This window comes from Kribbella sp. NPDC056861 (assembly GCF_040687575.1).
GTDB lineage: Bacteria > Actinomycetota > Actinomycetes > Propionibacteriales > Kribbellaceae > Kribbella.
In genome coordinates, this window is sequence record NZ_JBFBNQ010000005.1 from 345,963 (window position 1) to 353,580 (window position 7,618).

Sequence of the window (7,618 nt, forward strand, 5' to 3'; positions counted from 1 at the left end):
GGTCTAGCCTTCTCGCCCGATTTCGACGCCTTCGAGGATGCCGAGTGCGTCGGGGACCAGGACGGCCGTCGAGTAGTAGGCGCTGACCAGGTAGTTGATGATCGCCTTCTCGCTGATGTTCATGAAGCGCACGGACAGTCCGGGCTCGTACTCGTCCGGCAGGCCGGTCTGGTGCAGACCGATGACGCCCTGGCTGTCCTCCCCCGTGCGCATCAACAGGATCGAGCTGGTCCGGGTGTCGCTGATCCCGAGCTTGTTGGACGGGAAGATCGGTACTCCGCGCCAGGCCGGCACCCGGTGCCCGCCGACGTCGATGCTGTCCGGGTAGATCCCGGCCTTGCTGCACTCCCGGCCGAAGGCGGCGATCGAGCGCGGGTGCGCCAGGAAGAAGGCCGGCTCCTTCCAGACCAGGCTGAGCAGCTCGTCCAGGTCGCCGGGGGTCGGCGGGCCGCTGCGGGTCGGGATCCGCATGCTCAGATCCGCGTTGTGCAGCAGGCCGAAGTCGCGGTTGTTGATCATCTCGTGCTCTTGCCGCTCGCGCAGCGCCTCGATGGTCAGCCGCAACTGCTGCTCGGTCTGGTCCATCGGGTGGTTGTAGAGGTCGGCCACGCGGGTGTGCACCCGCAGTACGGTCTGGGCGACGCTCAACTCGTACTCGCGGGGCGTCGTCTCGTAGTCGACGTAGGTGCCGGGCAGATCCGACTCACCCTCGTGACCGGAGGCCACGTCGATGGAGGCCTCGCCGTACTCGTCCTTGGAGTGTTCCGGGCTGTTGCGGAACTGCTCGATGTGCTCGCGCAGGCTGTCGGCCCGGCCGATCAACTCCTCGAAGGAGTCCTGCGACAGCGAGAGCAACGTGCACGGCGTCACCGCCTTGACGGTGTACTCCCAGAAGTCGTCGGACTCCAGGATCGCCCGGTAGGTGAAGTGGTCGCCGTCGGTCAGCGTCTCCAGCACCGACTCGTCGCCGTACTTGCCGACGCCGATCTTGGTCACCTTGCCGTGCGCGATCAGGCAGATCTGGTCGGCCGGCGTACCGCGCTCGACGATCACGTCACCGGGCTGGAACTCCTGCTGGACAAAGCGATCCGCGAGCGCGGACAGCACCTCGACGTCGTCGTAGCTGCGCAGCAGCGCGAGCTCGCACAGCTCCTGCGGGATCACCCGGACCTCGGCGCCGGCCGTGGTGAAGGTGACCCGGCCGTCGCCGACGGCGTAGCTCAGCCGGCGGTTCACCCGGTAGGCCCCACCCTTGGCCTCCACCCAGGGCAGGAGCTTCAGCAGCCACCGTGAGGTGATGCCCTGCATCTGCGGCTCGGACTTGGTCGTCGTCGCCAGGTTGCGGGCTGCCGCGGTACCCAGGCTCAGCTGAGGCTTCTGCCCATTGGCGTTGACATCCGACGAGGCCGGCTCGGTCAAGGTCACACTACCCACCACCATTCGTTCGCGGTTCTGGTTGTCACGCCCGGTCTTGGGCGCTGTGCTGCCCCGGTTTCGGGCAGGGGGGATCCGGCCGGCGGGTGGACCGGCACGTGTTCGGACACAGGTGCACCCGGCACCTGTTCGATGGATTGGTTGAGATCAGCTCAGCTGCTGCGATCGGCCGACAGCCCACCAAGGAGCTCCGGTCGGGCCACAGACTGCCTCGGCGCCCAGTTCGCCCTGTGTCCCACCGTCTCGACCGCTACGTGACAAACGGTAACCGAGCCCTCACCACACGCGTCAAGGTGAGCACACCTGCAAGTTTTTCCAAACCTTCCAAACCCCCGAAACAATCCCCCGACCACCCCGAGGAAACACCGCGACGCCCCGCTCCCCTTGCTCCCGGCAACCTCTCCTGATGCCGTCGGCAACCTCTCGCAGAGTTTGGTTATGGAATCGATACCAGCAACCTCCGGAGATCAAACAAGCGCTCCACCGAAGTTACTGATCGGTGCAGCGCTTGAGTGCTGGAGCGGGCGGGTCAGATGATCGGGGTGGCCTCCGTGGCCGCGTCGGTGGGTGGAGTGGCGCCGGACTCGTTGACGGTGATCCGGGTGGTCCAGCGGGCGTCGGGGTCCGGTTGGGGGATGGAGTCGAGCAGCAGCCGGGTGTAGGGATGGGTCGGGGTGTGCATCACCTCGGTGACCGGGCCGCGTTCGACGATCTCGCCCTTGTTGATCACCATCACCTGGCCGCCGAGGTAGTAGACGGTGGACAGGTCGTGGGTGATGAACAGCGTGGTCATGCCGTGGGTGCGCTGGAAGTCGAGCAGGATGTCGAGGAACATCTTGCGGATCTGGGCGTCCAGCATCGAGACCGGCTCGTCGGCGATCACGAAGGCCGGCCGGAGCATGTGGATCCGGGCCAGCATGATGCGTTGCCGCTGGCCACCCGAGAGCTGGTGCGGGTAGCGGCCCAGGACGGCGCCCGGGTCGAGGCTGACCGCTTGGAGCGACTCCTCGATCATCGCCTGGCCGGCCTCGCGGGTGTCGGCCAGCCCGAACTTCTTGACCGCCTTCCAGAGCACCCGGTCGACCCGGTAGAACGGGTTGAAGATCGAGTACGGGTCCTGGAAGACCGGCTGCACGTTGCGCCGGTACTCGTCGTACTCGGCGCGGTTCAGCTTGAAGATGTCCTTGCCGCCGTAGGTGATGGTGCCGGCGGTCGGCTTCTGCAGGCCGAGCACGTTGCGGGCGATCGTGGACTTGCCGCTGCCACTCTGGCCGACCAGGCTGACCACCTGCGGCGGGTGCGCGTCGAGCCGGAAGGTGGCGTCGGCGACCGCGGTCAGATAGCCGTCGGGTGTACCTCTGGCATGGAAGCGCTGCTGGACTCCGCGCAGCTCGATCACCTTCTCGGCGGTCATGACGCTCTCCTTCCGAGCCGCGGGATCGAATCGATCAGCTGCCGGGTGTACTCGTGCTGCGGATCCTTGAAGATTTGATGGACGTCGCCGACCTCGACCAGCCGGCCCTCGTACATCACGGCCACCCGGTCGGCCAGCTGCGCGTGCACGCCCATGTCGTGCGAGATCACCATCAGCGTCACCCCGAAGTCCTGCCGCAGGTCCGCGAGGCTCTGCAGGATCACCCGCTGGATCGTCACGTCCAGCGCGGTGGTCGGCTCGTCGGCGATCACCAGGTCGGGCTCGAGCGCGACGCAGATCGCCATCAGCACCCGTTGCTTCATCCCGCCGGACAGTTCGTGCGGGTACATCCGGGCCACCCGCGGCTCCAGCCCGACCTGGTCGAGCAGCCGGCGGATCAGGTCGGACAGTCCTTCCTTGCGTTCCGGCGCGTGCTGGAGGATGACGTCCTTGAACTGGTCCTCGACCCGCATCACCGGGTTGAGCGAACTCTGCGATCCCTGCGGTAGATAGGAGAGCGCGCTCCAGCGCAGTACCCGGAGCTCCTCGCCCTCCACCTTCATCAGGTCGACCGGCGAACCACCCTTGCGGTGGAAGACCGCCGATCCCGCGGTCACCTTCCCCGGCGGCTTGAGCAGCCGCAGCAGCGCCACCGCGAGCGTGGACTTGCCGCTGCCCGACTCCCCCGCGATGCCGAGGATCTCGCCGCGCCGGACGGACAGGTTCAGGTCGCGGACGGCCTGCACGTCGCCCTTGCTGGTCGAGTACACGACCTCCAGGCCGGAGACCTCCAGTACGGTCTGCTCACTCACCGGCCACTCCTCTCAGCCGCGGGTTGTAGACCTCTTCGAGGCCGATGTTGATCATGTTCAGCGCCGCGAACAGCAACGTCAGCAACACGATCGGCACCACGAACATCGGCCAGGCGCCCAGTGTCAGCGCGCCGGTGTTGATCGCGTTGAAGATGATCTGGCCGAGATCGATCACGCCGCCGGGACCGAGCCCGATCACCTCCAGGCCGACCAGCCCGAAGATCGCGCCGAGTGCCGACGAGGCGAACCCGACGCCGATGAACGGGAGCAGGTTCGGCAGCAGCTCGGTGACGATGATCTCGACGTCGCGCGCCTTGCTGACCCGGGCCAGATCGACGTACGGGCGAGAACGCAGGCTGAGCACCTGGGAACGGATCGTCTTGGCCGCGAACGGCCAGGAGAAGATCGAGATCATCACCCCGACCTGGAACAGCGTCACGTTCTTCGCGTACGCCGAGAGCGCGATCAGCAGCGGGAACGTCGGGATCACCAGCAGGATGCCGGTGAACATGGAGAGAACGTTGTCGATCCAGCCACCCTTGTAGCCGGCCACGAACGCCACGATCACGCCGACCACGGTCGAGATCAGGCCGGCGATCGCGCCGATCTGCAGGGACACCGACAGCGCGCTCACCACCATCGCGAGCACGTCCCGGCCGAACTGGTCGGTGCCGAGGAGGTGGTCCGGCGACGGCACCAGCCAGCGCTCGTACGCCGCCAGCTCGATCGGGTCGACGCTGCCGCCGATCCCGTTCACGATCAGCGGGCTCAGGATCGCCAGCAACACCATCGCGGCCAGGATCGCCAGCCCGAACGCGAGGCGCTTGCTGCCCCGGACGGTTCGCAGTACCGCGTGCACGAGTCTCATCGTCATCACTTCCAGTACTTGACGCGGGGGTCAAGCAGGGGCAGGAGGAGATCGAGCAGCAGGACGGCGGTCAGCACCGAGAAGATCGCGATGTTGGTGACGCCGAGGATGGTGTTGAAGTCGAGTTGCTGGATCGCGGTCACCAGGGTCGTGCCCAGCCCGGGATAGTTGAACAGCTGCTCCACCAGGACGTTGCCGTTGAAGATGAACCCGAGCGAGATGCCGAACGCGGTCACCTGCGGCAGATAGCAGTTGCGCAACGCGTAGCGGGTCAGGATCCGCCACGGTTTGAGGCCCTTCGCCTCGGCGTACACCAGGTAGTCCTCGCCGAGCACCGGGACCATCAGCATCCGGGTGGACAGGATCCAGCCCATCGCGCCGATCCCGACGATCGACAGCCCGGGCAGCAGGCCGTACTTCAGCACACTGCCGATGAAGTCCAGGCTGAACCCAGGATTGATGTTCGAGTCGTACGCCGATCGCGCCGGCAACCAGCCGAGGGTGTAGGCGAAGACGTAGACCAGGATCAGCGCGACGAAGAAGAACGGCACGTGGGCCAGCGCGATCGACAGGTTGGTGATGATCGACGAGCCGAGCTTGCCGCGCCGCCAGCCGGCGATCCCGCCGACGATGATGCCGAGCACCCAGGACAGCACGGCCGCGATGCCGAGCAGGCCGATCGTCCACGGCAGCGCCCGCAGGATCACGTCCTGCGCGGGCGTCGGGTAGTTGATCAGGGACGGTCCCATGTCGCCGTGCAGGACCAGATTGTTCATGTACTTCAGGTATTGCGTGAAGATGTTGCCGTCCAGCCCGAACTCGTGCTGGTAGCGGGCGATGATCTCCTCGCTGGCCTGCTGGTTGTAGACGTAGTTCTGCTGCAGGCTCTGGATCAGGGTCTGGATCGGGTCACCGGGCATCAGCCGGAAGAAGAAGAACGCGATGGTGAGCGCGCCCCACAACTCCACCAGGTAGAGCCCGAAGCGGCGGACGGCGTACGCCAGCAGCGGGTGCCGGGACATCCAGGCGCGCACCCCGGACCGGGGCGCGGACTCCTTGGGCTTGTCCACGACCGCCACCGGCGGCGCCTCAGCCGTCACGCCGGACCCTTCTGCCCGGTGGGCTTGACCCGGCCGAGCACGAAGACGAAGTGCTGCCACCAGTTCAGCGGTACTTCGTACAGGTCGTCGTCGGTCGGCCAGCCGGTCCAGAACGCCGTGTTGAAGTACGACGGGTAGCCGGTTTGGATCACCGAGAGCAGCGGCAGCTTCTGGAAGTAGATCTCCAGTGCCTGGTCCAGCAGCGGCTTCGCCTCCGGCGAGGTCGGGTCCATCGCGGCCAGTTTGTGCGAGATCTCGTCGAAGGCCGCGTCCTTGAACCGCATCTTGTTCTTGCCGGCCGCGTTCTTGCCGATCGGCTGCGCCCGGCTGCTCTCCCAGTCGGAGTACATCTGCGCGGGGTCGAAGGCGAAACCGGCCCAGTTGGAGTCGATGTCGTACTCGCCGCGCTCGAACTTCTCACCGTGCACGCTGCCGGACAGGCTGCGCAGCGTGGCCGGTACGCCGACCTTGGCCAGGTCGGTCTTCAGCACGTTGGCGATCGCGTACTCGCCGCCGTCGACCGGCGACGCGGTGATGATCTCGAGGTTGACCTCTTTGCCCTTGTAGGTCCGCTTGCCGGCCGCGTTCTTCGGGCAGATCTCGTCCAGCAGTTTGGTGGCCTTCTCCGGGCTGAACTCGAACTTGTACTTGTTCGCCAGCTCGTCGTTCTTCCACTTGTCGTTGGTCGGGTAGTCCGCCCACGGGTAGACCGCGGCGGGCACCTCGACCGGCCAGATGGACTTGCCGATCTTGTCCCGGTCCAGGCAGTAGTTGATCGCCCAGCGCATCTTCTCCTCGGCGATCACGCCGCGGGAGGGGTCGCAGTTCAGCCACATCACCCGTGGGTTCGGGTCGTGGAACTGGGTGGTCTGCAGGTTCGGGTAGCCGCCGTTGCGCAGTTGCTTGGCGTGCTGCTCGTCGATCGAGCCGACGTCGAACTCGGCCCGCTCGAAGGCGAGCGCGGCCTGGTCGGCCTGCTTCGAGGTGCTCTGGAACACGACGTACTGCGGGCCGACGTCGAGCTTGTCCTTGTTCCAGTAGTCCGGGTTCTTCTCCCAGACGAACATCTTCTGGTTCCGGATCGCCTGCTTCAGCTTGTACGGCCCGGTCCGCACCGGCGTGCTGTCCTTGTACTTGGTCGGGTCCTTGCCCTTCCAGATGTGCTCGGGAAGGATGTCGAACCCGCCGGCGATCGCGGCGATGAAGTTGTAGTGGAACCGCGGCGTCGCCTTCAGCAGCGAGATCACCGCGGTGTGCTCGTCGGGGATCTTCACCTCCTTGACGAACTCCTTCAGCTCGCCACCGCCGCCGAACAGGTCCGGCCGGTCCTTCAGCAGCATCACGGTGAACTTGAAGTCGTTCGCGGTCAGCGGCTGCCCGTCGTTCCACTTCGCCTTCGGATCGAAGTTGATCGTCAGCTCGGTGTGGCTGTCGTTGTACTTGTACGCCGTGGCCAGCCAAGGCTTCAGCTCACCGGTGGCGAAGCTCAGGTAGAACATCGCCTCGCGGCAGATCTCGAACCCGGCACCGCTCGGCGCGCCGTTCGGGATCATCCCGTTGAAGCTGTCGAACACGGTGTACTCGACCTGGCCGATGATCACCGTCTGGTCCCGGGGCACCGGGATGTTCGCCTTGCCGATCTGGATCGACTTGGTGGCGACGGGTTTGTCGTTGGCGGGCTTGTCCGAGTACGACCCGGAGCCGGAGCAGGCGGCCAGGAAGCCGGCCATCGCGGCCGCGCCCCCTCCCACCACACTGCGTCGGCTCAACTGGTGACGGACGATGGCGGAGACGTTCTCGAACTGCGGGCGCGGCGCGTCGTTCACGAGGTGGTTCCCTTTCGATCCGAGTCCTGACAGGACTCTCCTCACCCGGCTCCTGGCCGGACCGATGTGATGGAAGCCACCTCCGTCTCACTTGCCTCGGGGCATCGATCACCGTTGGAAACGTTTCTCGGACTATAAGTAGCGATGACAACGTTGGCAAGAGT

At 65.9% G+C, this 7,618-nt stretch carries 6 protein-coding genes; all 6 read right to left on the minus strand.

The features are described 5' to 3' along the window. Positions 1 to 3: 3 nt before the first annotated feature. The 6 genes from AB0P21_RS25930 to AB0P21_RS25955 all read right to left on the minus strand — a co-directional run bounded on the left by AB0P21_RS25930 (position 4) and on the right by AB0P21_RS25955 (position 7,454). Positions 4 to 1,425 (minus strand): family 2B encapsulin nanocompartment shell protein, encoded by a 1,422-nt coding sequence (locus AB0P21_RS25930; protein ID WP_363699776.1) that lies wholly within the window; start codon positions 1,423 to 1,425, stop codon positions 4 to 6. Between the two features lie 538 nt (positions 1,426 to 1,963). Continuing rightward, entirely contained in the window at positions 1,964 to 2,848 is an 885-nt protein-coding gene (locus AB0P21_RS25935; RefSeq protein WP_363699777.1) for an ABC transporter ATP-binding protein, read from the minus strand. Then, positions 2,845 to 3,660, minus strand: coding sequence for an ABC transporter ATP-binding protein (locus AB0P21_RS25940; protein ID WP_363699778.1), 816 nt, complete (start codon positions 3,658 to 3,660; stop codon positions 2,845 to 2,847). Before AB0P21_RS25940 ends, AB0P21_RS25935 begins: the two co-directional genes overlap by 4 nt. After that, on the minus strand, positions 3,653 to 4,528 hold the full coding sequence (locus AB0P21_RS25945) for an ABC transporter permease (protein ID WP_363699779.1): 876 nt from the start codon (positions 4,526 to 4,528) through the stop codon (positions 3,653 to 3,655). The genes AB0P21_RS25940 and AB0P21_RS25945 overlap by 8 nt, the downstream gene beginning before the upstream one ends. 5 nt (positions 4,529 to 4,533) lie before the next feature. Beyond that, complete coding sequence (locus AB0P21_RS25950; protein WP_363699780.1) at positions 4,534 to 5,628, minus strand: ABC transporter permease; 1,095 nt, start codon at positions 5,626 to 5,628, stop codon at positions 4,534 to 4,536. Further along, positions 5,625 to 7,454 carry an ABC transporter substrate-binding protein gene (locus tag AB0P21_RS25955; RefSeq protein WP_363699781.1) on the minus strand — a complete coding sequence of 610 codons (1,830 nt, stop codon included), beginning with the start codon at positions 7,452 to 7,454 and terminating at the stop codon, positions 5,625 to 5,627. Before AB0P21_RS25955 ends, AB0P21_RS25950 begins: the two co-directional genes overlap by 4 nt. Between the last annotated feature and the right edge of the window lie 164 nt (positions 7,455 to 7,618).